The sequence below is a fragment of the Kitasatospora sp. NPDC059088 genome (assembly GCF_042738155.1).
GTDB lineage: Bacteria > Actinomycetota > Actinomycetes > Streptomycetales > Streptomycetaceae > Kitasatospora.
In genome coordinates this window covers 72,888-98,025 of record NZ_JBHYGR010000011.1, presented here as the reverse complement: position 1 = coordinate 98,025, position 25,138 = coordinate 72,888, and the positions used below count along the sequence as shown (strand labels likewise).

Sequence of the window (25,138 nt, the reverse complement as noted above, 5' to 3'; positions counted from 1 at the left end):
CTCTTGTCGTCCCCTTGCTGTCACCCACGTGGCCGGTATCGCCGACGGTGCATCCTGCCAGACGGGAGCGGGCTCGCGCCGGTTGCGCCTCCGGGGTCGCCATGGGCAGAACTTTGCCTGGGCAAAGCTTTGTTCGGCTTTGGCAAAGCTTTGTTCAGGTCCGGGTATAGAGGTGGGCCCCGGCTGCGGCGGACGGCGTCGGGAAGGCCATCATGGCCGGGCGCCGCGGCCCCTGCGGCGGTAGGGATGAGGTGGGCGGACGGATGAACGGCGCGGTGGACGGCGCGTTGGCCGGCGGGTTGGCCGGCGGGGCCCGGGTGCTCGCGTACGGCGGCCCGCCCGCGTGGCAGTGGTCCGACCTGGCCACCTCCTGGACCTTCGAACCGGTGGTGCTCGCCCTGTCGCTGCTGCTCGGCGGCTGGTACCTGGCCGCGGTGCGCACCGCGAACCGCGGCGACGGCGCCCGCTGGCAGCCCACCCGCACCGCGGCCTTCCTCGGCGGGCTGCTGCTGTGGATCTGGTGCACCTGCTCCGGCCTCGGGGTGTACGAGCGCGTCCTGTTCACCGACCGGGCCGTGCAGGTCGTGCTGCTGCTCATGGTCGTCCCGCTGCTGCTCGCGCTCGGCGCCCCCGTCTCGCTGCTGGTCCGGTCCTCGCCGGAGCACCGGCGGGAGCGGATCCTGCGGGCGCTGCGCAGCCGGCCCTCCAAGGTGCTGATGTTCCCCGCGGTCTCCACCGCGCTGCTGATGGCGCCGCCGTGGCTCCTCTACTTCACGCCCTGGTACGAGTGGTCGGTCTCCAGCGGCGTCGGCAACCTGGTGCTGCACCTGGCGCTGGTGCTGCTGGGCCTCGCCTACTTCTGGCCGCGGCTGCAGCTCGACCCGGTCGGGCACGAGTACCCGCACCTGGTCGGGCTGTTCATCACCTTCGCCGAGGTGATCTTCGACGCGGGGCTCGGGATCGTGCTGATCTACGGCGGGCACCTCGTCGCCGAGCACTACTACGTGGCGCTCGGGCGGCCCTGGGGGCCGAGCCTGGCGCAGGACCAGACCTGGGGCGGCAACGCCTTCTGGGTGCTGGGCGACCTCGTCGGCCTGCCGTTCCTGGCCGCGCTGGTGCGGCGGATGGTGGTGCAGGGGCGCGAGGAGATCAAGGCCGTGGACGCCGAGCTGGACGCCCGCTTCGAGGCGCAGGCCGCGCAGGACCGGGCGGCGGGGCGGCCGGAGGAGGACGAGGGCGGGATGCGGCCGTGGTGGCTGGACGACCCGAACCTCAAGCACCGCTACGGGGGGTAGCGGCGGGTCGGTGCGTCGTGCGTCGTGGGTCCTCTGTCGTCCGTCGTGCGTCGTCCGTCGCGCATCGTCCGTCGTGCGCCGTCCTGCGGCCGGGCCAATGTTGGCCCGCTGCAACCCCTTCCTACCGCATTTCCGCAGGTCAAAAATAGGTTGGCCACGACCGCCCACCCCGCTAGCGTGTGACACATCGGTTCGGGGGCCATTGGGCCGCCCGAGGAGTAGAGAGCAGGAGGTGAACCCCCGTGGTCGTTGTCGCCCCGATAGCTGCCCTGGGCAGCACGCGCGTTCACCTCCTCTTCCCGGCCGCCGGCTGAGCCTTCCGCGCCAGCCGTAGCCCGCCGGGACCATCTCCTCCCGAAGGGCCACTGCGTTGTTCAACGCTGCCTCCACTTCGCTGTTCTCCTCTTCCTTCCCCACCGAGAGTTCCCCGCTGGCCCGCTACGGCTGGACGCCCGAGCTCGACGAGCTCTTCGTCCCGCTCGCCGAGGCCGGCCTGCTCCCCGCCCGCATCACCCGGGTCGACCGCGGCCAGTGCGACGCCGTCCTGGCCGACCCGGAGACGGGCGAGCTGCGCACCGTCCGGCTCGACACCCGGCCGGTGGGCGACGCCGACATGATCAACTGCCCCTGCACGGGCGACTGGGCCGCCGTCGACCTGCACGCCCAGCCGATGGCCGCCGTCTCCGCGCTGCTGCCGCGCTCCACCGCGATCATCCGCAAGGTGGCCGGCAAGCGCTCCGACGGCCAGGTGCTGGCGGCCAACGTCGACACCGTACTGATCGCCGCCTCGCTCGCGGCCGATCCCGACCTCGGGCGGATCGAGCGCTTCCTGGCCCTGGCCTGGGAGTCCGGCGCTGAACCGCTGGTCGTCCTCACCAAGGCCGACCTGGTCGACGACGCCGAGTTCATCCGGGCCGACGTCGAATCCGTCGCACCGGGCGTCACCGTGCTGGTGGTCAGCGCGGAGAGCGGCGAGGGCATCGACGTGCTCCGTGCCTGCGCCCCCGGCACCACGGTGCTGATCGGCCAGTCCGGCGTGGGCAAGTCCACGCTCACCAACGCGCTGGTCGGCGCCGACGTGATGACCGTCCAGGAAGCCCGCGAGGTCGACCAGAAGGGGCGCCACACCACGACCACCCGCGAGCTGATACCGCTGCCCGGCGGGGGCGTGCTCATCGACACCCCCGGGCTGCGCGAGGTCGGCCTCTACGGTGGCGAGGGGGTGGACCTGGCCTTCGCCGACATAGCCGAGCTGGCCGAGGGTTGCCGCTTCCACGACTGCAGCCATCACACCGAGCCCGGCTGCGCGGTCCGCGCGGCGCTGGAGGACGGCACCCTGCCGCAGCGCCGGATGGACAGCTACCTCAAGCTCCAGCGCGAGAACGAGTGGATCGCCTCGCGCACCGACGCCCGGGTCGCCAAGGCCCGGCTGAACAAGTGGAAGGCGATCACCAAGTCGATGCGTGCGGCAGGCGGTCCGGTGAAGCGCTGACCGGATCCGTCCTCGGCGCAGCGGTTCAGCAGCTCCATGGCCCAGCGTCCGCCCGGCGAGCCCGGGCGTGACGCCCCGCACTGACCGGTCGGCTGGCGGCCGGCCAGTGCGGGGACGGGCCGAGGCGGAGCCGTGCGAGCCGGGCGGGGCCGGGCGGGGCCCGGTATGGAGCCGGGTATGGAGCCGGGCCCGGTGGTGGGTGTGTGGGTGGGTGGTGGGTGGTGGCGGCGGGAGGGTGGGGGAGGGGGGAGGGGGAAGCCCCCAACGGCAATGTCCGATTCCCGCCAGTCACCCCTCGTCCGATCCCGCAAACTGGACAACGTGATCGACGACGACATTCGGTACCGAGCCGTGGACAGCCGCGACGCCCGCTTCGACGGCATCTTCTTCACGGCGGTCACCTCCACCGGCATCTACTGCCGGCCGAGCTGCCCCGCCGTGACCCCCAAACGTGCCAACTGCCGCTTCTACCCCAGCGCCGCGGCCGCCCAGGGCGCAGGCTTCCGAGCCTGCCGCCGCTGCCGCCCGGACTCGGTGCCGGGCTCCCCGGAGTGGAACCACCGCGCCGACCTGGTCGGCCGCGCGATGCGCCTGATCGGCGACGGCGTGGTGGACCGCGAGGGCGTCGCGGGCCTGGCCGACCGCCTCGGCTACAGCGCCCGGCAGCTCCAGCGCCAGCTCACTGCCGAGCTCGGCGCCGGCCCGATCGCGCTGGCCCGGGCCCGCCGCGCCCAGACCGCCCGGCTGCTCCTGCAGACCACCGAACTCCCCGTCACCGACATCGCGTTCGCGGCCGGCTTCGCCTCCGTCCGCCAGTTCAACGACACCGTGCGCGAGGTCTACGACCGCACCCCCAGCGGCCTGCGCGCCGAGGTGGTGTCCGGCCGCCGCACGGCGACCCCGGCCGGCGGGCTCACCCTGCGCCTGGCCTACCGCGGCGCGCTGGACAGTGACCACCTGATCGACTTCCTGGAGCTGCGCGCCGTCCCCGGCGTGGAGGAGGTGGTACCCGGCGCGCGCCCCGGTGTGCGCACCTACCGGCGCACCCTCGCGCTCCCGTACGGGCACGGCATCGCCGAGGTCGACGGCCTGGCACCGCAGGACCCGCGCACCCGCGGCTGGCTCGACTGCCGCCTGCTGCTCGCCGACCTGCGCGACCTGCCGACCGCCGTCCAGCGCCTGCGCGGCCTGTTCGATCTGGACGCCGACCCGGACACCGTGGACGAGCAGCTCGGCGCCGATCCGGTGCTCGGCCCGCTGGTCCGCGAGCGCCCCGGCCTGCGCTCGCCCGGCCACGTGGAGCCGCACGAGCTCGCCGTCCGTGCCGTGCTCGGCCAGCAGATCACCGTCGGCGCCGCCCGCACCCTGGCGGGCCGGCTCGCGGAGAAGTACGGCGCCGCGCTGCCCGAGCCGAGCGGCGGACTGCGGCTGCTCTTCCCCTCGGCGGCGGTGCTGGCCACCGCCGACCCGGAGGACTTCGCGATGCCCGCGGCCCGCCGCCGGGCGCTCACCGGCCTGTGCGCCGCGCTGGCGGAGGGCGTGGTGCGCCTGGACGGCGGCGTCGACCGGGAGGAGGCCGCCACCCGGCTGCTGGCGCTGCCCGGCATCGGCCCCTGGACGGTCGGCTACCTGCGGATGCGCGCCCTCGCCGACCCCGACGTCTTCCTCCCGACCGACATCGGCGTCAAGCACGGCCTCCTCCGGCTCGGCGCCCCCGGCGACGCCAAGGCTGCCGCCCACGCCGCCGAGGCCTGGGCCCCGTGGCGCTCCTACGCCGTCCACCGCCTGTGGGCCGGTCCCGCGAGCGCCGACAGCACCAGCACCATCCTCAGCACCAGCACCAGCACCAGCACCAGCACGAACACCGGAACGGAGAACGACCCGGCATGAGCACCACCGTCTACACCACCATGGAGAGCCCGTTCGGCCCGCTGCTGCTCAGCGGCGTGCTGCCCGAGGACGGCGGCCCCGCGGCCCTGGCCACGGTCACCGCGCCCGGGCAGAAGTACGCGCTGGCCGAGCCCGCCGACGACTGGGAGTACGACCCCGAGGCCCTGGCCGAGCCGGTCGCCCAGCTGACCGCCTACTTCAAGGGCGACCGCACCACCTTCGACTTCCCGCTCGCCCCCGAGGGCACCGAGTTCCGCCGCCGGATCTGGGCCGCGCTGGACGAGATCCCGTACGGCACGACCGTGACCTACGGCCAACTCGCCGAACTGGCCGGGCAGTCGCCGCGGACGGTCCGGGCGGTCGGCGGCGCGGTGGGTGCCAACCCGCTGCTGATCGTGCGCCCCTGCCACCGGGTGCTCGGCGCCGGCGGCGCGCTCACCGGGTTCGCCGCGGGTGTGGACCGCAAGCGCTGGCTGCTGGAGCTGGAGAGCGGCACCCTCTTCTGAGACACCCGTGCCCGGAGGCCTCAACCCCGCAGGTCCCACCCCCCGCAGGTCTCAACCCCACAGGCCTCAACCTCGGAGGCCTCAACCCCGCAGGTCCACCCGCCAGTTGTTGCTGCGCATGAACCGACCGGGCGGGAACTCGAACTCCGTCTCGCCGAGCAGCGTGAACCCGGCCTTCGCGCAGACCGCGTTGGAGGCGGGGTTGTCCACCGAGGGGAAGGCGTGCAGGAAGCGGTGCGCGGCCTCGCGCCGGGCGGCGGCGACGGCGGCCCGGGTGGCGGTCACGGCGATGCCGCGCCCCTGGTGCTCGGGCAGCACGTTCCACCCCATCTCGTGCACGGTCCCGCCGTCCCAGCTGCGGGTGCCGTAGCCGACCGTGCCGACGGCCTCGCCCTCGGGCAGCAGCACGATCCGGTACATGCAGCCCAGCCCGGACGGGACGAAGTCCAGGTAGCGCCCGTGCCGGACGAGCAGCTGCTCCTCCGTCTCCGGCCCGCCGACGTGCTTCTTCATCTCCGGGGTGTTCACCCGGCGCAGCAGCGCGAGGTCGGCGTCCGTCCAGGGTTCGAGCTGTACCTCGGTGGTGGTCATGCCGGGGACGGTAGCGCCCGCCGGACCCCGTCCACCAGCGGTTTTCACCCGCCCGCGGGCCCCTCGGGGCCGACCGCCCCGGGCTCGGCGAGGGCGCGGGCGAGCCGGTCCAGCGCGGGCAGGGCGTGGACGACGGTCGTGCGGTCGGCCGGGTCGAGGGTGCCGAGGGCGGTGGCGATGCGGCGTTCGTGGGCGTGCTGCCAGTCGTCGAGCTGGAGCCGTCCGGCGGGGGTGAGGGCGATGCGGGCGGTGCGCCGGTCGCCGGGGTCGGCCTGGCGGTCGACGAAGCCGGCTTCCAGGAGCTTGCCGACCAGGCCGCTGACGGTGTTGGGGGCGAGCCGCTGGCGGGCGGCGAGTTCGCCGACCCGGAGTGGGGCGGCGGCGAGCGTCTGGAGGAGTTCGACCTGCGCCATCGGCAGGGACTCCCAGGGGTAGTCGGTGCGGATGCTGCTGCGCAGGGCGCGGCGCAGCCGGGTGACGGTGTCGGTCAGCCGCCGGGCGTGCTCGACCGCCGGGTCGGGGCTTTCGGTGGCGGGGTCGGGAACGTGTGGTGACGACGGCATGGCGGACAGCGTATCGCCTGGTACGGGGCGTTCCCGGGGCGCTGTCCGGTCCTCGGACGCGGGGTGGGCGCCCTGCGAGATGTTTCGTATCGCAGGGCGAGCAAGTCGTAGCAAGAACATATCTGCATCCGATATATTCGTGGCATGAACGCCACCGCCTTCACCGCGCGCCTGCTCACCGAGCGGGCCCGGCCCCGCGGCATAGCCGGCTGGCGCCACGCCCACTGGCTGGCCGTCGGCACGGTCTGTCTCGGTGCCTTCCTCGGCCAGCTCGACGCCAGCGTCATCGCCCTGGTCTTCCCCGCCCTCGGCCGCCACTTCGGCGCGGGTTTCGCCGCCGTCGAATGGGTCGCCCTCGCCTACCTGCTCGTCCTGGTCGCCCTGCTGGCACCGGTCGGCTGGCTGTCCGACCTGGTCGGCCGCAAGACCGTGTACATCGGCGGCTTCGCCGTCTTCGGCCTCTCCTCCCTCGGCGCCGGACTCGCCGGCAGTCTGTGGATCCTGGTCGGCTGCCGGACCCTACAGGCCGTCGGCGCCGCGATGATGCAGGCCAACAGCGTCGCCCTGGTCGCCCGCGGTGTCCCCGAGCACGCGATGCGGCGCGCGCTCGGCATCCAGGCCGCCGCCCAGGGGCTCGGGCTGGCACTGGGGCCGAGCCTCGGCGGGCTGCTGGTGGAACACGCCTCCTGGCAGTGGGTGTTCTGGGTCAACGTGCCGATCGCGCTGTTCGGCATCGTGGCCGGCTGGTACCTGCTGCCCCGCACCCGGACCGCGGCCGACGGGCCGACCACCGTCCCCACCACCGTTCCCGCACCTCGCGGTTCCGTACCCCGAGGCTCTGCACGCCGCACGCCCTCCGAGCCCCGCTTCGACCTGCCCGGCATGCTGCTCCTCACCGGCGCGACCACCTCGCTGCTGCTCGCCCTCTCCACCGCCTCCGGCCTGCCGCTGCCCGGCTGGGCCGTGGTCGTCCTGCTGGCGGCCGCCGCGGTGCTCACCCTGGCGCTGGTGCGCCAGGAGCGGCGGGCGGCCAGGCCGGTCCTGGCACCCGGGCTGGTCAACACCCCTGGTGTGCGGTCCGGGCTGGTGGTCGCGCTGATCGGCTACCTGCTGCTGTTCTGCCCGCTCGTACTGGGCCCGGTGCTGCTCACCGGCGCGGGCGTCTCGACGGCGGCCGCCGGCCTGGTGGTCACCCTGCTGCCCGCCGCGTTCGCGGTCGCCGCGACGGTCGGCGGCGGATTGCTGCCCCGGGGCTGGTCGGACGTCGCCCGGTGCCGCGCCGGGGCCGGCCTCGCCGCCGCCGGGCTGCTGCTGTTCGCCGTGCTGCCCGCTTCGGGCGCGGCGGTGGCGGCCCCGCTGCTGGTGGCCGGCTACGGGCTGGGGCTGCTGCTGCCGGCCAACAACGCCCTGGTGATGCGGGCGGTCCCGGCGGAGTGCTCGGCCGTCGGCGGCGGCATGGTGAACATGGCGCGCAGCCTCGGTACGGCGCTGGGCATGGCGCTGTCGGTCCTCGGTGTCCACCTGGCGGGCGCGGCGTCCGGTGGGCGGACGGTGCTGGTCGCCCTCGCGGCGGTCGCGGTGGCGGCCGTCGCTCTGACCCGCCCGACCGCGCGCCGGGACGGCCCGGACCGAGCGGGCTTCGACCCGCACGGCCCCGGGCGGAGGGGCCCCGGCGGCCCGGAGGGCCTCAGGGCGCGCTGATGTTCAGGGCATCCTGGGCCCGGTTCAGGCCGAGCCGCACCAGCGTCTCCAGGGCGTTCGCGCAGCGCTCCAACACCTCTGGCATCGCGGCCAGTTCCTCGTCCGTGAACTTCTTGAGCACGTAGTCGCCGACGCTCTGTCCCTTCGGCGGGCGGCCGATGCCGAAGCGCAGCCGGATGAAGTCCCGGGTGCCGAGCACGTCACCCACCGAACGGACCCCGTTGTGCCCGCCCGGCCCGCCGCCGCGCTTCAACTTGCCGGAGCCGTAGGCGAAGTCCAGGTCGTCCTGGACGATCACCAGGTGCTCCACCGGCACCCCGTACCGGCGCATCAGGCCGGACACCGGCCGACCGGACAGGTTGATGAACCACTGCGGCTTGGCCAGCAGCACCCGCCGCCCGTCCAGTTCGATCTCCGCGACCGTGCCGCCGATCCCGCGCCGCCGGAACCGGGCGCCGTGCCGTTCGGCCAGCCGGTCCACGGTCAGGAACCCCGCGTTGTGCCGGGTCGTCCGGAACCAGGGGCCGGGGTTGCCCAGTCCGACGATCAGCCAGGGCGCTTGAGGGGTCATGCGGGAACTCCAGGTGCTGTGGAACGGCGGACGGCCGGGGCGCGGTGCGGGCCGGTACGGGACCGCCCGCGCGCCCCGGCCGTCCGGGAGAACGGAGGGAACGGAGGGAACGTGACAACGAGGGAACAGCGGGACCGACGGGAACAGCGGGAACAGAGGAACAGCAGCAGGACCAGCGGGTGTCAGGACGCGGGGACGCCGGGGGCGGCGCCGCGCTCCTTGAGCATGTCGGTCATCAGCTCCACCTCGGAGGTCTGGGCGACCACCATCGACTGGGCGAGCCGCTTCTCGACGTCGTTCTTCGCCATGTCGACGTACCCCTGGGCCATCTCGACGCCGCCCTTGTGGTGCTCGATCATCAGCTGCAGGTAGTACACCTCGGCGTCCCGCCCGCTGAGCGAACGCAGCTTCGCCATCTGGGTGTTGGTGGCCATGCCGGGCATCAGCGAACCGTCGTGGGCCTGGTAGTCGTGGCCCATCCTCATCCACGCCATCGGCTTGGCCGGCGAGTGCTGCGACAGCCCCCACTGGTCGATCCAGCCCATCATCATCCCGCGCTGGTTGGCCTGGGTGTTGATGATGTCGAAGGCGAGGGTGCGGGTCGGCTCGTCGCTGGTGCGGTCCCGGACGATGAACGACAGGTCGACCGCCTGCTGGTGGTGGGTCGCCATGTCACGGGCGAACCCGGCCTCGGGCGAGTCGTCGGCCGGGACGGCGACCGAGGAGGAGCCGGAGGCCGTGGTCGAACCCGCCACCAGGGCCGGCACCCCGAGCGCCAGCGCCACCGCGGCGGCCAGCGCGGCCGGCCACCACATCCGCCGACGGCCCGGCCGGCCGGTCGGCTCCGTCGTCCCGGCCCCGGCCCCGGCCCCGGCCGCGTCCGCGACCCCGGCCGATTCGGCCTCCGCCGCCGGGACGTCCTCCGGGCGGGCCCCCTCGGCGGTCACATCTGCCCCATCGTGCAGGAGGCGCCGGGCTCCTGGGTCTGCTTGCCCTGGACGTACTTGGTGAAGAACTGGCTGACCCGCGGGTCGCTGGCGCTGTCCACGATCAGCTGGGTGCTCCAGGCGTTCAGGGTGATGGTGCCCTGCTCGTCCGGGTACGGGCTCATCAGCGAGTACGGGGTGTTCTTGACCTTGTCGGACAGGGTCTTGATGTCGTCCGGCGTGGCCTTGCCGTTGTACGTCACCCAGACCGCGCCGTGCTCCAGCGAGTGGACGGCGCGCTCGTTCTCGACCGGCTGGTCGTAGACGTGGCCCATGCAGTCCAGCCAGACCGCGTTGTGGTCCCCGCCGACCGGCGGGGTCATCGGGTAGTTGACCTTCTCCTTGACGTGGTTGCGGCTCAGGTCGCCGAAGGTCTTCACGCCCGGGATGTCCGCGTTGGCGGCGGCCACGCGGTCCTTCTTCTTCTGGTTCTGGTCCATGACGAACCAGGTGGCGGTGCCGATCGCACCGACCACCAGCACACCGGCGGCCACCGAGGCGATCACCTTGTTGCGGCGGTCGCGGCGCTGCTCGGCGGCGCGCAGCTCGGCGATCCGGGCGCGGCGGTCGACGTTGCCCTTGGCACCGGGCTTGTTGGACTGCTTGGAGGCGGAACCCATGATGTTCGTCCTTGTCCCCGCCGCGCACGGCTGTGGCGGCGGTCGGCTGTAGTGGAGGTAGGGCGGACCCGCCGACGGGAGCGTCGGCGGTGGGTTCCGCTCAGGACCGGTGGACCTGGAGTTCGTGCAGATCCGGCGCGGGGCGCGGACCGTCCAGCAGACCCGCGGGCACCGCCCGGGGCAGCGCCTCGGGCGTCGGCACGGCCAACGGCAGTACGGCGGGCTGCGGATGCGGCGGCGGGTTGGGCAACTGGGCGTCCTGCGGGCAGAACGGGTGGCTGGAGCAGCCGTTGTTGCGCGGTGGCTGGCCGTCGGCGGTGCACAGGATCCAGTGCTCCTGCGGTTCCCCGAACCAGTGGTGGTCGGACGCCCGGACGACGTCGCGGGCGTCGCGGGCGTCGTGGGCGTGCGGTGCCGGCGCGACGGCGTCCGCCGCGCTCACCAGCGAGACGGCGCTCACCAGGGACACGGCGCTCACCGGGGCCGGGCCGGGGCGGACGGGGGCGTCCGCCTTCGCCAGGCCCGAACACGGCAGCGCGGACAACAGCGCGACCAGCAACAGGACCAACAGCACACCCGCCGGGCGGCCCGCCGGTGCGGCCCTCCCCGGTCGGGGCGAGCTCGGGGCCGACGCGGTCATGCGCACATTTAATCAGCCGAACGGGTGAAGCGATGCCCCTCCTCGGACCTCATTTTCGGCCGCCAACACCCCCCAATGTCCAGGAAACGCCCTGCTCGGGGCACATCCGGCAAGCAGGGACGGAACGGGAGCGAACGAGTCGGTGACACCCGTCCCACCCAGCTGCCCGGACGGCCGTGAACCGGCAGGTGAGCGCGGTGGCCGGGATGATCCGATCGGTGACCGGTTGTCGCCGAAACCCGGACACGGTCGTTGCACTTGGAGACAATGACGCCAGTCCGGCCCCGCCGGGGGCGGCGCGACCACGGACCGACCAGGAGCCGCCAGATGAGCAAGCAGGGTGCACCCGCACAGCCGCCCCGGCCCGACGACGGCTGGTGGGACACCGTCTACGACGGTCCGGCGGGCACCCTCCCCGACACCCCGCACGCCGACCCGGGCGACGGCAGCGTCGACGACTGGTTCGACACGGCGGCCGGACTCATCGGGCCGCAGCGCACCGCTCCGCCGGTGCCGGAGCCCGCGGCGGAAGCTGCGGAGGAGCTTGCGGACGAGCCCGTGGAGGTGCCCGTGGACGAGCCCGCGGAGGCGCCCGCGGCCGAACGGGACAGCATCGACGACTGGTTCGACGACGCGCTCGGCGTCATCGAGGGCGCCGGCGGCATCGGGCGCCAGCGCAGCTCGACCGAGACCCAGCGGGCCCCCGAGCCCCCCGCGGCGGAGCCCGAGCCCGAGCCCGAGCCCGAGCAGCCGTCCACCCCGGTCTCCCCGGTCCCCCCGGTTTCCCTGGAAAAGCCCGTCCCCGAGCTCGCCCCCGCCCCCACCCCCGCCGCAACCCCCGAGCCCGAGCCCGACCACGCGCCGCAGCCCGAGCCCGACCACGCGCCGCAGCCCGATCCCGAACCCGTGGCCCCCGTCCCCGTCCCTGCCTCGGTCCCCGACCCGCGCCTCGCCATCCGCACCCCGCTCGCCGAGACCCCTCCCACCGTCCCCCACGTCGGCGAACGCCCCCCGACCTACGGCCCCGAGCCGACCGCCGTACCGGAGGCCGACCCCGACACCCTCGACGCCGTCGTGCCGGACACCGCGCTCGAAGGCGCCCAGTACGGGGCGACCGTGCTGCGCGCGGTCTCCGTCCGCGGCGACTCCGCCCGCTACCGCGGCGAGCCGCGCCGGGACAGCCTGCTGGTCACCAGGTTCGGCGACGGCCCCGACGGGCTGCTGCTCACCGTCCTCGCCGGCTACGAGCGCACCGGCGGCGCCGAGGACGAGTCACTCACCCCGCAGGCCGTCGCCGCGGGGACGGGCGAGGCCTGCCGCCAGCTCGCCGCCACCATCGGACGCAGCCGGACCGGCCTCGCCGCCGACCTGCGCGACGGTGCCCGCGACCGGCTGCGCTACGGCCTCCAGCGCCTGGCCACCGGCGCGGCCGCCCCGCTGCGGGCCCTCGCCCCCCAGGCCGAGGGGGACGACAGCCCGTCCCCGGCCTCGCTGCACTGCCTGCTGATGTCGCTGGACCCGGCGGCCGGCTACCGCGCCGCCTTCGGCGTCGGGCCCGGCGGGCTCTACCTGCTGCGCTCGGGCCACTGGATCGACGCCTACGCGGCCCGGCTGCTCCACCACCCGGACGGCCAGCCGCCCGTCCCGGAGGCCCCCGTGCCGGACCCGCGCCCGTTCCGCTTCCGGCTCGTCCCCGCCACCCCGGGCGACATCCTGCTCCTCTGCACCCCGGGCTTGTCCCGCCCCATCGCCGACGAACCGGCGGTCGCCCACTTCCTCTCCTCCCACTGGGCCCACCCCCACCCCCCGGGCACCGTCGACTTCCTCCGCCAGGTCCAAGTCCGCGCCAAGGGCTACGCCGACGACCGCACCGCCGCCGCCATCTGGACCGAATGACCAAGCCCCATCGCACCAGAAGTCGGCCCGCCCGACTTCCAGCGCAGCCCCCCACGGCGCCCGCCGCCCGTCGGGCCGCCCCCTTCCCGACCCGGAGCCGGCCGGGCGGGGCAGCAAGCCCCGCACACCAGAAGTCGATCCGCCCGACTTCTGGTGCACAGTCCCCGTGCGAGTGCTCGGTGCTCATCGGGGGCGTGGCACTCTCGGGCAGGCGGGTCGGGCTGAGAGAGCAGGCCCCGCGTAGCCAGAAGTCGACCCGACCGACTTCTGGCTCAACCGGATCTGTGTTCGCCCCCCGGTGCACCGGGTGCCGTGGTGCCGTGGCCCTCCCGCATCTGGTCGGGCGAGGGCCGAGGACCGAGGGGCGAACGCCCTGCCGGCGGGCCGCAGCTCAGTTCTCCCTGGCCCTGGCCCCGGCCCTGGCCCCGACCCCGACCCCGGCCCTCCGGACACCAGAAGTCGGCTGGGCCGACTTCTGGTGCGGGAGCGGCGAGTGCGCTGGGGAAGAAATCTATAGACCGGTCGGTCTACTTCTGCGCGCGCTGCATGGGAAGTCGGCTGGGCCGACTTTTGGTGCGGGCAGGGTGGCGGCGTGGTCGAGAAGCCCGATGAATCTGTAGATCGATCTACATATTCTCCGGGATGGCCAGCCAGTAGATCGGTCTACATATTTCCCCCGAGAGGCACGCCGCGCGCGGGGCCCGACCCCCGGCGGGCCGGGGGTGCTGCACCGGAAGAGGCGGCCAGGGCTCAGTGGCCGGGGTGCCTCAGGTGCGGAGCAGGATGGTGGCGACGGCGGTGGCCTGGGTGAGGGCGGTGGGGTGGTGGGCGCCGGGGAGGCCGATCGCGATGGGGACGGCCAGGCCGTCGAGGAGGGCGCGGAGTTGGCCGGCGCGGTCGGCGGCCGGTCCGGGGGTGAAGTGGCCGGTGCTGGTGCCCTGCTCGATGAGGGTGACCAGGTCGGCCTGCCAGGGCGCCTCGATCTCCTGCTGCCCCTGGCGGAGTTCGGCGCTGGCCGGGGAGCGGCCCCAGACTTCCACCCAGAGGATCCAGCGCGGGTCGCCGGGGCCTTCGGCCAGGTAGAGCCGCAGGTAGGCGTCGAGGCGCTGCCAGGGGTCGAGGGCCGGGTCGGTGAGGGCTGCGCGCCGGCGGGCCCCCAGCTGATCCTCGCTCCAGCGGAGGGTTTCGAGCAGCAGCTGGTCCTTGCTGCCGAAGTAGTAGAGCAGGTGTCCGGCGCTCATCTGGAGCTGTTTGCCGAGTCCGGCCATGGTGAGTTTGGCGAGTCCGTGTTCGGCGATCGCGGCCCGGGCGGTGGCGTAGACCTCCTCGCGGGGGCGCGCCGGGCGGCGCGGGCGGGGGTCGGCCATGGTGGAGCTGCTTCCTGACGCGGGAGACGGGCGAGACGGGCGAGACGGGCGAGACGGGCGAGACGGGGAGACGGCGGCGCTGGTGGAAGTCCGAACGGTACCGGAGCGGGGAAGGCTCCCCGCTCCGGTACCCCCGGCGTCAGGCCTTGGGCTGCTGCTGGGTGATGCAGTGGATTCCGCCCCCGTTGGCGAAGATCCCGCGGGCGTCGACGAGTTCGACGGTGCGGCCGGGGTAGGCCTTGGCGAGGATGTCGGCGGCCTCCTGGTCGCGCGGGTCGTCGAAGGCGCACAGGACGACGGCGCCGTTGGCCACGTAGTGGTTGATGTAGGAGTAGTCGACCGGTTCGCCGTCCTCGTCGAACAGGACGGTGGGGGCGGGCAGTTCGATGACCTCCAGCTGTCGGCCCTGCGCGTCGGTGGCGGCGCGCAGCACGGCGACGAGCTCCTGGCAGACCTCGTGGTCGGGGTGGGCCGGGTCGGGCTGGACGTGGGCGACGACGACGCCGGGGCGGACGAAGGAGGCGACGATGTCGATGTGGCCGCGGGTGCCGAACTCGTCGTAGTCGCGGGTGAGTCCGCGGGGCAGCCAGATGGCCTTGGTGGTGCCGAGGTGGGCGTGCAGTTCGGCCTCGACGTCCTCCTTGGTCCAGTCGGAGTTGCGGCCCTCGCCGAGCTGGACGGTCTCGGTGACGAGGACGGTGCCCTCGCCGTCGACGTGGATGCCGCCGCCTTCGTTGATCAGCCGGGAGGCGAAGCGCTGGACGCCGGTGAGTTCGCTGATGTGCTCGGCGACGTGCTGGTCCTTGTCCCAGCGGGCCCAGGACTGGGCGCCCCAGCCGTTGAAGATCCAGTCGGTGGCGGCCAGCGAGCCCTTGCCGTCGATCACGAACGAGGGGCCGATGTCGCGCATCCAGGCGTCGTCGAGCGGGCGTTCGACGATCTCGACGGCCTCGGAGACGTACCGGCGGGCGTCGGCGGTCTCGCCGGTGTTGACGATCAGGGTGAGCGGCTCGTACCGGACGATGGTGTCGGCGACGGCGGCCCAGGCCTCGCGGCCGGCGTGCAGCTGCTCGGGGGTCTCGAAGGTGGGGTTGGTGGTGGGGAAGGCCATCCAGGTGCGCTCGTGGGGGTACCACTCGGCGGGCATCCGGTAGCCGAGGGAGGCGGGCGTGGGGGTGGTCATCATCGGGTCCTTGAGGAAGAAGTGAGCGACGGGGTCAGAGGAAGTAGAGGCGGCTGAGCGAGACGCTGTCCGCGGGTTCGGAGCGCAGGGGTGCGCCGTCGAGCGAGACCAGTCCGGTCTCGGTGACCTCGACGTGGCCGGTGCGGGCGTTGCGGACGAGGTCGCGCGGCCCGATGCCGCGGGTGCCGCGGACGCCGACCCGGCGGCGGCGGGTGGGGAGTCCGTCGGCGGCTCGGTGGGGGTGGGCGCCGTCGGCGGCGGCCTGGGCGACGAAGGCCACCGAGAGGTCGGCGGCGGTGGCGCCGTGGGCCCCGAACTGGGGCCCCAGGACGAGGGGTTCGCAGCGGTCGGTGGCGGCGTTGGGGTCGCCGGTGACGCCGTACGCGGGGAAGCCGGCCTTGAGGACGAGTTGCGGTTTGGCGCCGAAGTGGTCGGGGCGCCAGAGCACGATGTCGGCGAGCTTGCCGATCTCGATCGAGCCGACCTCGTGGGCGAGTCCGTGGGCGATGGCGGGGTTGACGGTGAGTTTGGCGATGTAGCGCAGCACGCGCTCGTTGTCGTCGCCGCTCTCGGTGGTCCCGTACGAGCCGTTGCCGTCCATCGGTCCGCGTTCGGCCTTCATCTTGCCGGCCATCGCGAAGGTGCGGCGCACCGTCTCGCCGGCGCGGCCCATGCCCTGGGCGTCGGAGGAGGTGATGCCGATGACGCCGAGGTCGTGCAGCACGTCCTCGGCGCCCATGGTGCCGGCCCGGATGCGGTCGCGGGCCATGGCGGCGTCGCCGGGCAGGTCGGTCTTGAGGTCGTGGGCGGAGACGATCATGCCGAAGTGTTCGCCGAGGGCGTCCCGGCCGAAGGGCAGGGTGGGGTTGGTGGAGGAGCCGATGACGTTCGGCACGCCGGCCAGCTTGAGCACGTTGGGGACGTGTCCGCCGCCGCAGCCCTCGATGTGGAAGGCGTGGACGGTCCGGCCCTCCAGCACCCGCAGGGTGTCCTCGACCGCCAGGCACTCGTTCAACCCGTCGGTGTGCAGGGCGACTTGGACGTCGTACTGTTCGGCGACGCGCAGCGCGGTGTCCAGTGCGCGGGTGTGGGCGCCCATGTCCTCGTGCACCTTGAAGCCGCAGGCGCCGCCCTCGGCCAGCGCCTCCACCAGCGGGGCCTCGTCGGAGGACGAACCGCGGCCCAGGAAGCCGATGTTGACGGGCCAGGCGTCGAAGGCGTTGAAGGCGTGGCGCAGCGCCCAGGGCGAGTTGACGCCGACGCCCCAGACCGGGCCGAACTCCTGGCCGATGATCGTGGTGACGCCGGAGGCCAGCGAGGCCTCCATGATCCGCGGCGAGAGCAGGTGGACGTGGGTGTCGACGGCGCCGGCGGTGGCGATCAGGCCTTCGCCGGAGACGATGGTGGTGCCGGTGCCGACGACCACCTCGACGCCGTCCAGGGTGTCCGGGTTGCCGGCCCGTCCGATCGAGGCGATCCGGCCGCCGATCAGGCCGATGGACGTCTTGCGGATGCCCTGGATCGCGTCGATCACCAGGACGTTGCTGATCACGACGTCGCAGGTGTCGCGGACGGCGGCGGGCTTGAGGTGGAGGCCGTCACGGGCGGTCTTGCCGAAGCCGGCCAGGAATTCGTCGCCGGGGGCCTGGGAGTCGGATTCGACGCGGACGATCAGTCCGCTGTCGCCGAGCCGGATCCGGTCGCCGGCCCGGGGGCCGTGCACGGAGATGTAGTCGTGGGCGGTGAGGGAGCTCACGAGGGCACCTCCTGGTCGTCGAAGTCGGTGAGGTAACCGGTGGCGCGGGCTTTGGCGAGGGCGGCGTCCTTGGCGCCGGGGGCGTCCAGGGGGCCGTCGACGAGTCCGGCGAAGCCGATCGCGACGCGTGCGCCGCCGATCGGGACGAGGCCGACCTCGACGGTGGCGCCGGGGTCGAAGCGCACCGAGGAGCCGGCCGGGACGGCCAGGTGGGTGCCGTAGGCGGCGGCCCGGTCGAAGGCCAGGCGCGGGTTGGCCTCGAAGAAGTGGAAGTGGGAGGTGACCGAGATCGGCACCCGGGAGGTGTTGTGGACGGGGATGAGCAGGGTCTCCTCGACCGGGTCGTAGCCGGCGCCGTCGCCGGGCAGCGCGCGGCCGGGGGCCTCGTCGCCGAGCGAGCCGGCGCCCCGGAAGGGGTCGTCGACGACGGCGAGCCGGGTGCCGTCCTCGAAGACGGCCTCGACCTGGACGACGGTGACCACGTCGGGCACTCCGGGCAGGACGTCGGCGGCGGTGAGGACCGAGCGGCCGGCCTCGACGGCCTCGGCGAGGCGGCGGCCGTCGCGGGCGGCTTCGCAGACGGTGTCGGCGATCAGGGCGGTCGCCTCGGGGATGTTGAGGCGCACGCCCCGGGCGCGGGGGGCGCGGGCCAGTTCGGCTGCTGTGAAGATCAGCAGCCGGTCCCGCTCGGTGGGGGGCAGTCGCACGGTTCCTCGCTCGCGGTCGCCGGGGAGGGGGTGGGTTCGGGGCCCTGGGCTTCCGGATGATGTTAGAACGGCGTTCAAACATCTCGGTTCATTGAACCCGCACCGGGGCTCTGTGTCCAGCGTTGCCGCTCCCGGAGCCTTCGGCCCCTCGGGCGGGCGGCGGGGCGGGCGGCGGGGTGAGAAGCGGGACGGGCGGCGGGGCGAGCAGCGGGGCGGGCGGCGGGGGCGAGCGGGCCTGTTCGCCGGGCGGCGCACGGCGGTGGTGCGGGTGGGGGCGCGCGGCCCCGCGCACGGTCCGTACGGGCGCCGGGTGTGCGCGGGATCGGGTGGGGGCGGTCTCGAAAACAGCCTCTGCGCTTCGCAAACCTGTCCGGCGCGGGCAGTTGGATCACGTGAACCTCCCCGTGCCCCTTTCACCCCACGTGATCGGACGCACACTGTTGCAAACGCCGTCAACTGGGCATGAGGATGGTGGTTCAGTACGAGGGGGCCACCCGGCCGGCGGGGGATCCGGAGGCGGGGGCCCGGATTTTGAGGGCGGGGGCATCTGTTGATGGACGGTCAGTCGCGATTCCCGCGGCAGCGGACGAGTTCGGGCGACGCCTACCGGTCCGGGCCGGTCCAGGGCCCGGTCGTCGGCGCCGGAACGGCCCTGCCGGGTGCGTCGGCCCCGGGGTGCGCGCTGCACCGCCGGCTGCACCTGACGCTCGAACCGGCCGACCTGGTCGGGGTGGGCGCGGTGCGGCACCGGCTGCGTACGGCGCTGAGCCACTGGGGGGTGCCGGAGCTGTCCGACACCGCCGAGCTGCTCTCCTCCGAGCTGGTCACCAACGCGTTGCAGCACACCGGCAAGGGCGCGGTCTTCGACGCGGTGCTCGGTACGGACAGCCGGCTGCGGGTCGAGGTGCAGGACGGCGCGAGCCGGCTGCCCGGGCGGCGGCGCGAGCCGGACGCCGAGTACGCGACCTCGGGGCGCGGGCTGCTGCTGGTGGAGGCGCTGGCGGACTCCTGGGGCGTGCAGCTGCGCGGCGACGGCAAGGTCACCTGGTTCGAGCTCGCGATGCCGTGACCCGCCGAAGTCCGCCGAAGTCCGGCGGAGCCCGCCAGCGTCCGCCGAAGCCCGCCCATGTCCGCCAACGTCCACCGAAGCCCGTCGGCGAACCCGAACGCGACACCCGTACGATTGTTCGTCTCCGATTGATCCGTTCCCGAAGCAAGCCCTGAACACAAGGCGGAGCGCAAGATTTCCGGCCCGTTGCCATTGCCGCTCGGCCGAACATTGGACAGGATGGTGGGAATGTGTGTCCACGTGCGGGAAGCAGCGGGGAGACCGAACCTCGACTGACCACCGCCCGTCGGCACCGCCCGATCCAGCACGACCCATCACACCGCCACGCGGCCCGTCCGGACGGTCGGCGCGGTCCGCCACGGCAGCGGCAGGAGCAGCATGCCCACTGAGCCCGAGTCGCCGGGGCCGACGCTTCCTCCCGGCGTGTCCGCCGCGGAGCGGCACCTGCCCGCCGCGGAGCCGCACCCGCCCGCTCCCCGCACGCCCGCGCAGGCCACCCGCCGCAACTCCGTCCGCACGCCGCCGGTGCTCGCCTCCGGGCGGCTGGCGCCCGTGCTGTCCGGCGGCCTGCCGCCCTCCTCCGCCGACTCCATGCCGGACTGGCTGGAGCCCGCGATGGCCGCCAACGGCATCGGCTCCTTCGACTGGGACATCCGCCGCGACGTCCTGGAGGGTGACCAGCGGGCCTGCGCGATCATCGGACTGGACTCCGTCGAGCGGGACCGCTTCGACCGCACCGCCGCCTCCTTCCTGTCCCTGCTGCACCCCGAGGACGCGCCGGTGGTGCGCCGCCGGGTCGAGCGCGCGGTGGCCGAGCTGGGCCAGTGCGGCGCCTACTACCGCACCGTCGGGCCGAACGGCACGATGCGCGCGGTGCGCTTCCGCGGCCGGGTGCTGGCGGACGCCTTCGGCCGGGCCTCGCGGATGGTGGGCTTCGTCTGGGACGCCACCGTCGAGCTGCACAAGCGCGACCACGCCGACCGGATGGCCCTGCTGCGCGAGGAGCGCTCCCGGTTCATCAAGGAGGCCGCGCGCGCCCTCTCCGAGGCGGTCACCGTGCGTGACGTGGCCCGGGTGTTCACCGAGCTGCCGCTGCCCGGACTGCCGCCGGACGGTCTGGTGCTGGCCTCCTTCGAGGCCGGCCGGGCCCGGATCCTCGGCGCCTCCGGCTACCGTTCGCAGGCCCTCGCCGTCTGGGACCGCGCGGTGCTGCCCGCCGGCCACCCGGCCGCCGAGGCGCTCAGGCACCGCACCCCGGTCTTCATCTCCAGCCGGGAGGACTTCCGGGACCGCCACCCCGACGTGTGGGAGCAGACCAGCCGCACCGGCCGCGGCTCCTGGGCGTACCTGCCGCTGGTGGCCAGCGGCCGGGCGATCGGCGTCTGCGTGGTCAGCTTCGACGACGAGCGCGAGCTGGACGCGGACGAGCGCACCCTGCTGTCCACCCTGGGCGGGCTGGTGGCCCAGTCGCTGGCCCGGGCCCGGCTGCACGACGCCGAGCACGAGCTGGCGGCCGGCCTGCAGCGGGTGATGCTGCCCCGCACCGTCCCGTCCGTGCCCGGGGTGACCACCGCGGTGCGCTACCTGGCGGCCGGTTCCGGGCTGCAGATCGGCGGCGACTGGTACGACGTGGTGCCGCTGCCCGGCGGGCACGTCGGCCTGGTGATCGGCGACGTCCAGGGCCACGACGTGCACGCGGCCGGGATCATGGGTCAGCTGCGGATCGCGCTGCGCGCCTACGCCGCGGAGGGCCACCCGCCCGCCGCGGTGATGGCCCGCGCCTCCCGCTTCCTCGCGGACCTGGACACCGACCACTTCGCGACCTGCACCTACGCCGAGGTCAACGTGGACTACGGCGTGGTCTACGCCGTCCGGGCCGGCCACCTGGACCCGGTGGTGCGCCGCGCGGACGGCACCGCCGCCGTCCTGCCGGTGGCCGGCGGGCTGCCGCTGGGCATCGACCCGGACCAGGAGTACCGGGTGACGAGGTTCAGCCTGGACCCGGGCGAGACGGTGCTGCTCTGCACCGACGGCCTGGTCGAGGCCCGCGGTACGGACCTGGACGAGGGCATCGGCCGGCTCACCCGGACCATGGCCCGGCCGCTGCCGGTGGCCGGCGAGGCGGCCCGCGACCCGCTGGAGGAGCTGGCCGACCGGATCACCTCCCAGGCCGCCGACTCCAGCGAGCGCGAGGACGACATAGCGCTCCTGCTGCTGCGCTGGGACGGTCCGGAGGGCGGCCTGGCCGCCCAGCAGCTGCGCCGCCGGATCGGCCAGGCCGACCTGGCCAGGGTCGCCGAGGTGCGCGCCGAGCTGCGGGACGCGCTGCGCCGCTGGGGCGTCGCCGAGTTCATCGACACCGCCGAGCTGCTCTCCTCCGAGCTGGTCACCAACGCGATCCGGCACACCGACCGGGACGCCATGTTCACCGCCCGGCTCTACCGGGAGACGGTCTCGGACGGCGGCCGGGCCCGGCTGCGGGTCGAGGTGGAGGACGAGTCGGACCTCTGGCCGACCCGCCGGACCCCGGGGGAGCAGGCCTCCTCCGGGCGCGGGCTGATGCTGGTCGAGGCGCTGGCGGACGCCTGGGGCGTGGAGCCGCGCGGGTCCGGCAAGCGGATGTGGTTCGAGCTCAGCGGGACGAGCGCGGCCTGACGGTTTCCCGCCCCCGCCCCCTGGGGCCCGGGTGACGCGGGGCCCCAGGGGAACGGTCGGGCCGGGGCCCGGTGACGGGTCAGCCGAACTGCTGCTCCAGGTCCTTCAGTTTGCGCTCCAGCGAGTCCAGCCGGGGGAGCGTGACGGTGTCCTCGTCGGCGGTGAGGTCGATGGTGCGCCGCTCCGGACGGGCCGGCAGGCCCGGCTGGGCGACGGTGCCCTCGGCGGCCTCGACCTCGCGCGCGCGCGTCCTGGCCCCGCGCGCGCCCGACCCGGCCTCCCGGGCGCCCGCCCCGGCGGAGCCGAGGGCCCCGGCCTCCCGGGCGCCCGCCGGGAGCTCCGCCCCGGGCCCGCCGGCTATCGCGGACTCCGGGCCGGCCGACTCCAACTGCCGTGCGGCGCCGCCGCGTCCGCGCCAGTGGCCGCTGCTGCGGTTGATCGCCCGGATCTCGGCCCGTTCTCGGCGCCCGGCGAGCTTACGGCGCTCCTTCTCCATGGCGCGCTCGCGCTTCTCGTCGCGGACCTCGTCCACCGCCTCGTCCAGGCTGCGGACACCCTCCAGGAGCATCAGCGACCAGGCCGCGTAGGTCTCGCGCGGGGCGCGCAGCCAGCGGACGATGCGGATCTGCGGCAGCGGACGGGGCACCAGGCCCTGTTCGCGCAGCGCGGCCCGGCGGGTCTGCTTGAGCGCGCGGTCGAACAGGATCGCGGCGGACAGCGACATGCCGGAGAAGAACTGCGGGGCGCCGGCGTGGCCGAAGCCGCGCGGGGCGTGCACCCAGTTGAACCAGGCCGAGGCGCCGGCGAAGAGCCAGACCAGCAGCCGGGAGCCGAGCGCCGCGTCGCCGTGGCTGGCCTCGCGGACGGCGAGCACCGAGCAGAACATCGCGGCGCCGTCCAGGCCGAACGGGACGAGGTACTCCCAGCCGCCGGACAGTCCGAGGTTCTGCACGCCGAAGCCGACCAGGCCGTGGAAGGAGAGCGCGGCCGCGACACCGGCGCAGCAGAACAGCAGCGTGTAGGAGGCAGCGCCGTACAGGGATTCCTTGTTGCGGCGCCGTTCCTCGGAACGCTCCCAGGAATCCGCGCCGGCGGCGGATCCCCGGCTTCGGGCCAGGGCCACCAGGAGGGCGCTGACCAGCAGCCCCACGACCCCGGTGACGGCCCAGCCGAGCGGTATGTCGGACAATTTCATTGCCGGAACCAGCCTCGCTTTCTGCGTCGCGTTCCTGCGCCGGTCGCTGCGTTCCAGCAGCGCGGCGGGGACCATCATGACGGATGCCCGGCGGGGGAAAGGCGGATTCGCCGTCAATGCGCTGAGGAGAGGGATTTCTGACCCGTCGCCAATCACATGGTCATATGAATTCGGCGCTGGACATTCCCGGAATCACGGGCTTTTCGAATCCCGGGTCGTACGGATTTCCGTCAACGTCGCGTGACGCGGGGGCAGCCGTTGCACATTTCCGCGGATTCCACGGTGTAGACGAGGCAACAGCTGGCCCGAGCCCGGTCCGTACCCGAAGCACCGCCGCACCCGGGCGCCGGGGGTGCGAAACCGGCGCCCGGGGTGAAGGGGGCCGGGGCGGGAGCGGGGCCCCGGCCCGCGCCGGGCGTGCGCGCCGGTCCGGAGGGGGATGGCCCGGAGGAGGGCTCCCCGGGCTCCCCGGGTGCCAGCAGGGCGGACAGCTCGTCGCGCGCCCGTTCCTGCTCCCCGAGCAGCCCGCCCGCGTACCAGAGCCCCTCCACCACCGCGTCGGTGGCCATCGCCCACAGCACCCGGGGCCCGCGCCGCGCCTCCGGCCCGAAGGCGGCCAGCACCGGGGTCAGGAACTCGGCCAGGGCGCACCGCAGTTCGGCGCCGAGCGCGTCCTCGTCCGGCACCGTGCGGGCCCCGGCCGTGCGGGCCGCGGGGTCGTCCGGCAGGCAGACGAAGGCCTCCGGGCGCACCGTCAGCCCCATCGAGGCCGGGGCGCGGTGCACCGAGACGTCGCCGGGGCCGAGCAGCGGGACGCGCCGCTCCAGGAACCACGGCACGGTGAACAGCAGCGAGACCGGCCAGACGAAGCGGTGCAGCCCGAAGCCGGCCGCCACGTCCGGGCGCAGCGGCCGCCCGTAGCGGGTCAGGCCCTGCCGGGCGTCGTGGGCGACCAGTTCGCGCAGTGCCGCCGGGTCGGTGGTGAGGGTGGCGACCGGCAGCCAGCCGTCGCCGTGCCGGGGTGGGGCGCAGCGCAGGTCCAGCATCGGGGCGAGCGCGGTCAGCCGGTGGTACGAGGGGGCGCAGGGGGTGGGGGTGTCCGGTGCGTGGGCGGGGTCGTGCGCCCGGGTGGTGCGGGGGGCGCGCGGCGCGGGGCCGGGCCGGGTGCTGCTCGCGGTCATGGGCGGGCCCCATCGGGTCGACCGGGGCCGCCGGTGGACCGCCCGGCAGGGCCGGTCGCGGACGGTCCGCCGCGGCCGGGCCCGGCCGGTCCGGGGCGTGGCGGTGCCCGGGGGACAGCAAGGCGACCTGTCCGGGGCGCTGCTCACCCCGGACAGGTTAGGCTCACCTTAGCTGATAGTTCCCCGGGTCTCGCTGGTGATGCGTCCGTCCGGGGGAGGCCCCGGCGCACGTCCGAGCTGGCGTGCGAGCCAGACCGGCACCCCGCCCAGGGCGTGCACCAGGCGGGTGGCCTCGGCGCGCAGCCGCACCGCCTCGGCGGGTTCGGACACCTCGGCGAGCGCGGCGAGCGCCGGCGCCACCCCCACCGTGAAGCCGAGTTGCTCGCGCAGCCGCAGTGAGGCGTCGAAGCCCTCCCGGGCGTTGCCGCGGTCGCCGCGGGAGAGCGCGAGCGCGCCCAGGTGCCGCCAGGTGTAGGAGCGGAGCAGTTCGTCCCCGCGTTCCCCGGCGCCCTCGTGCGCCCGGCGGTAGGCGATCCAGGCGGCGCTGCGGTCGCCGAGCAGGTTCTCGGCGACCAGTCCGCGCCGGAAGTCCAGCAGGGGCCGGCCCGGCGCGTCCGGCGGCAGCAGCGCCGAGGTGCGGCCGAGGGCGGCCTGGGCCTCGTCGAGGCGGTCGCGCGGGCCGAGCACGCTGGCCAGGTAGGCGAGGAAGCCGCGGGCGCAGCCGGCGGCCGCGCGCTGCTCGGTGCCCTCCGCCAGGGCCTCGGCCAGCCGTAACGCCTGTTCCGCCTGGGTCCAGTGCGCGGCGGTGAACAGGCATTTCTCGATGAGGAGTTCGGCCCGTGCGAGGGCCGCGGCCGGGTCGTGTTCGGCGGCGGGTCGCAGTAGTTCGGCGGCCTCCTGCCAGCACCCCCGGGATCGCAGCCGCCACACGGTGTCGCCCGGTTCCTCCGCTGCCGCCCGCCCCCGTTCGTCCGGGCCGCTCGGGCTCCATCCGTGCTCCGACAACGCCACCTCCTTGTGTGCGCCATCCAGCAAGGGCGCGGACCTGCCTGGGAGCCCTGCCGTCACGGCCCGTTCGCATGGCGGCGGCAGGGTGAACGGCACGGCGAAAGGCCCGCGCTGTGGCGGCAATTCAACACGGGGGTGAGCTTGTGCACCAGATCACGAGCGGAGGTTGTTGCTTTTGTCGGGGAGATGATCTAGTGGGGCGCCGGGTGTGCGGCGCCGGGCTCCGGGTGTTGGGGCGCCGGGGTGTCGGGGGAGGGGCGGGTCGG

General features: G+C 74.3%; 21 protein-coding genes. 8 read left to right on the top strand and 13 right to left on the bottom strand.

The window, feature by feature from the left end:
- Nucleotides 1–263: 263 nt before the first annotated feature.
- The 4 genes from ACFWXO_RS07925 to ACFWXO_RS07910 all read left to right on the top strand — a co-directional run bounded on the left by ACFWXO_RS07925 (nt 264) and on the right by ACFWXO_RS07910 (nt 5,183).
- Nucleotides 264–1,295, top strand: a complete 1,032-nt coding sequence (locus ACFWXO_RS07925) for a cytochrome c oxidase assembly protein (protein WP_380522775.1) — start codon at nt 264–266, stop codon at nt 1,293–1,295.
- 370 nt (nt 1,296–1,665) lie between these two features.
- The gene (rsgA, locus tag ACFWXO_RS07920; RefSeq protein ID WP_380522774.1) at nt 1,666–2,787 is read left to right on the top strand and encodes a ribosome small subunit-dependent GTPase A; all 1,122 of its coding nucleotides are present in this window, start codon (nt 1,666–1,668) and stop codon (nt 2,785–2,787) included.
- Nucleotides 2,788–3,057: 270 nt separating this feature from the next.
- The gene (locus ACFWXO_RS07915) at nt 3,058–4,677 is read left to right on the top strand and encodes a DNA-3-methyladenine glycosylase 2 family protein (protein ID WP_380522773.1); all 1,620 of its coding nucleotides are present in this window, start codon (nt 3,058–3,060) and stop codon (nt 4,675–4,677) included.
- Nucleotides 4,674–5,183, top strand: coding sequence for a methylated-DNA--[protein]-cysteine S-methyltransferase (locus tag ACFWXO_RS07910; RefSeq protein ID WP_380398302.1), 510 nt, complete (start codon nt 4,674–4,676; stop codon nt 5,181–5,183). The genes ACFWXO_RS07915 and ACFWXO_RS07910 overlap by 4 nt, the downstream gene beginning before the upstream one ends.
- An 81-nt stretch (nt 5,184–5,264) precedes the next feature.
- On the opposite strand, the gene ACFWXO_RS07905 is transcribed toward ACFWXO_RS07910, so the two are convergent.
- Together ACFWXO_RS07905 and ACFWXO_RS07900 are read right to left on the bottom strand one after the other, a co-directional pair.
- Nucleotides 5,265–5,774, bottom strand: a complete 510-nt coding sequence (locus ACFWXO_RS07905) for a GNAT family N-acetyltransferase (RefSeq protein ID WP_380522772.1) — start codon at nt 5,772–5,774, stop codon at nt 5,265–5,267.
- A gap of 44 nt (nt 5,775–5,818) precedes the next feature.
- Nucleotides 5,819–6,337 carry a MarR family winged helix-turn-helix transcriptional regulator gene (locus ACFWXO_RS07900; RefSeq protein ID WP_380522771.1) on the bottom strand — a complete coding sequence of 173 codons (519 nt, stop codon included), beginning with the start codon at nt 6,335–6,337 and terminating at the stop codon, nt 5,819–5,821.
- A 144-nt stretch (nt 6,338–6,481) separates the two neighbouring features.
- Here ACFWXO_RS07900 and ACFWXO_RS07895 point away from each other — a divergent pair, with 144 nt between their 5' ends.
- The gene (locus ACFWXO_RS07895) at nt 6,482–8,038 is read left to right on the top strand and encodes an MFS transporter (protein ID WP_380522770.1); all 1,557 of its coding nucleotides are present in this window, start codon (nt 6,482–6,484) and stop codon (nt 8,036–8,038) included.
- On the opposite strand, the gene pth is transcribed toward ACFWXO_RS07895, so the two are convergent.
- The 4 genes from pth to ACFWXO_RS07875 all read right to left on the bottom strand — a co-directional run bounded on the left by pth (nt 8,025) and on the right by ACFWXO_RS07875 (nt 10,855).
- Nucleotides 8,025–8,609, bottom strand: coding sequence for an aminoacyl-tRNA hydrolase (gene pth / locus ACFWXO_RS07890; RefSeq protein WP_380522769.1), 585 nt, complete (start codon nt 8,607–8,609; stop codon nt 8,025–8,027). The two genes, ACFWXO_RS07895 and pth, sit on opposite strands and share 14 nt — an antisense overlap.
- Nucleotides 8,610–8,791: 182 nt before the next feature.
- Complete coding sequence (locus ACFWXO_RS07885) at nt 8,792–9,424, bottom strand: DUF305 domain-containing protein (RefSeq protein ID WP_375890287.1); 633 nt, start codon at nt 9,422–9,424, stop codon at nt 8,792–8,794.
- 128 nt (nt 9,425–9,552) lie between these two features.
- A complete protein-coding gene (locus tag ACFWXO_RS07880) occupies nt 9,553–10,215 on the bottom strand; it encodes a DUF3105 domain-containing protein (protein ID WP_375890169.1) in 663 nt (220 codons plus the stop codon).
- A 100-nt stretch (nt 10,216–10,315) separates the two neighbouring features.
- A complete protein-coding gene (locus ACFWXO_RS07875) occupies nt 10,316–10,855 on the bottom strand; it encodes a hypothetical protein (protein WP_380522767.1) in 540 nt (179 codons plus the stop codon).
- A gap of 327 nt (nt 10,856–11,182) precedes the next feature.
- On the opposite strand from ACFWXO_RS07875, the gene ACFWXO_RS07870 reads away from it, so the two are divergent.
- Nucleotides 11,183–12,751 (top strand): hypothetical protein, encoded by a 1,569-nt coding sequence (locus ACFWXO_RS07870; RefSeq protein WP_380522766.1) that lies wholly within the window; start codon nt 11,183–11,185, stop codon nt 12,749–12,751.
- A gap of 767 nt (nt 12,752–13,518) precedes the next feature.
- On the opposite strand, the gene ACFWXO_RS07865 is transcribed toward ACFWXO_RS07870, so the two are convergent.
- The 4 genes from ACFWXO_RS07865 to ureA all read right to left on the bottom strand — a co-directional run bounded on the left by ACFWXO_RS07865 (nt 13,519) and on the right by ureA (nt 17,764).
- Entirely contained in the window at nt 13,519–14,118 is a 600-nt protein-coding gene (locus ACFWXO_RS07865; protein ID WP_375890175.1) for a TetR/AcrR family transcriptional regulator, read from the bottom strand.
- 139 nt (nt 14,119–14,257) lie between these two features.
- Entirely contained in the window at nt 14,258–15,304 is a 1,047-nt protein-coding gene (locus tag ACFWXO_RS07860) for an agmatine/peptidylarginine deiminase (protein WP_380522765.1), read from the bottom strand.
- A 31-nt stretch (nt 15,305–15,335) separates the two neighbouring features.
- Nucleotides 15,336–17,057, bottom strand: a complete 1,722-nt coding sequence (locus ACFWXO_RS07855) for an urease subunit alpha (protein ID WP_380522764.1) — start codon at nt 17,055–17,057, stop codon at nt 15,336–15,338.
- Nucleotides 17,054–17,764, bottom strand: coding sequence for an urease subunit gamma (ureA, locus tag ACFWXO_RS07850; protein ID WP_380522763.1), 711 nt, complete (start codon nt 17,762–17,764; stop codon nt 17,054–17,056). Before ureA ends, ACFWXO_RS07855 begins: the two co-directional genes overlap by 4 nt.
- 553 nt (nt 17,765–18,317) lie before the next feature.
- On the opposite strand from ureA, the gene ACFWXO_RS07845 reads away from it, so the two are divergent.
- Nucleotides 18,318–18,833 carry an ATP-binding protein gene (locus tag ACFWXO_RS07845; protein ID WP_375890181.1) on the top strand — a complete coding sequence of 172 codons (516 nt, stop codon included), beginning with the start codon at nt 18,318–18,320 and terminating at the stop codon, nt 18,831–18,833.
- Nucleotides 18,834–19,211: 378 nt separating this feature from the next.
- A complete protein-coding gene (locus ACFWXO_RS07840; RefSeq protein WP_375890183.1) occupies nt 19,212–21,488 on the top strand; it encodes a SpoIIE family protein phosphatase in 2,277 nt (758 codons plus the stop codon).
- A 79-nt stretch (nt 21,489–21,567) separates the two neighbouring features.
- Here the strand turns inward: ACFWXO_RS07840 and ACFWXO_RS07835 are convergent, their stop codons facing one another.
- The 3 genes from ACFWXO_RS07835 to ACFWXO_RS07825 all read right to left on the bottom strand — a co-directional run bounded on the left by ACFWXO_RS07835 (nt 21,568) and on the right by ACFWXO_RS07825 (nt 24,869).
- Complete coding sequence (locus ACFWXO_RS07835; RefSeq protein ID WP_375890185.1) at nt 21,568–22,683, bottom strand: DUF2637 domain-containing protein; 1,116 nt, start codon at nt 22,681–22,683, stop codon at nt 21,568–21,570.
- Nucleotides 22,684–22,913: 230 nt separating this feature from the next.
- Nucleotides 22,914–23,864 (bottom strand): (2Fe-2S)-binding protein, encoded by a 951-nt coding sequence (locus tag ACFWXO_RS07830; RefSeq protein WP_380522762.1) that lies wholly within the window; start codon nt 23,862–23,864, stop codon nt 22,914–22,916.
- A gap of 168 nt (nt 23,865–24,032) precedes the next feature.
- Nucleotides 24,033–24,869: a hypothetical protein gene (locus tag ACFWXO_RS07825; protein WP_375890188.1), complete on the bottom strand. Its 837-nt coding sequence runs from the start codon at nt 24,867–24,869 to the stop codon at nt 24,033–24,035.
- Between the last annotated feature and the right edge of the window lie 269 nt (nt 24,870–25,138).